General features: G+C 40.0%; 1 protein-coding gene. It reads left to right on the forward strand.

Annotated features, from left to right (window positions below):
- A partial coding sequence (locus HR057_RS16910) for an RNA-guided endonuclease InsQ/TnpB family protein (RefSeq protein ID WP_173732675.1) occupies positions 1–428 on the forward strand: 428 nt, incomplete at both ends.

Genomic DNA, 428 nt, shown 5'->3' on the forward strand with positions numbered 1-428 from the left:
AGCAAGCCTTAGACAAGCTAGCCAAAGCACAACGAATTCTTTCTCGAAGAAAGAAAGGTTCTGCACGATGGGAAAAGCAACGCCTAAAAGTAGCTAAACTGCATGAAAAAGCAGCGAATCAGCGCAGAAACTTTCTCCATCACAAGTCAAAAGAATTAGCGACAACCTATGACGCTGTGATTATTGAGGATTTAGACATGAAAGGCATGTCTCAAGCCCTCAACTTTGGAAAAAGCGTTCATGATAACGGATGGGGCATGTTCATTACTTTCTTAGAATACAAGCTAAAAGAACAAGGGAAGCAGCTTGTGAAAATTGATAAGTGGTTCCCTTCTACTAAAAAATGTTCATGTTGCGGCAAGGAAAAAGAAATTGCGTTGTCTGAACGCAAATATAAATGTTCTTGCGGTCTTGTATTAGATCGTGAT

The sequence above is a fragment of the Calidifontibacillus erzurumensis genome (assembly GCF_013303125.1).
GTDB lineage: Bacteria > Bacillota > Bacilli > Bacillales > Bacillaceae_J > Calidifontibacillus > Calidifontibacillus erzurumensis.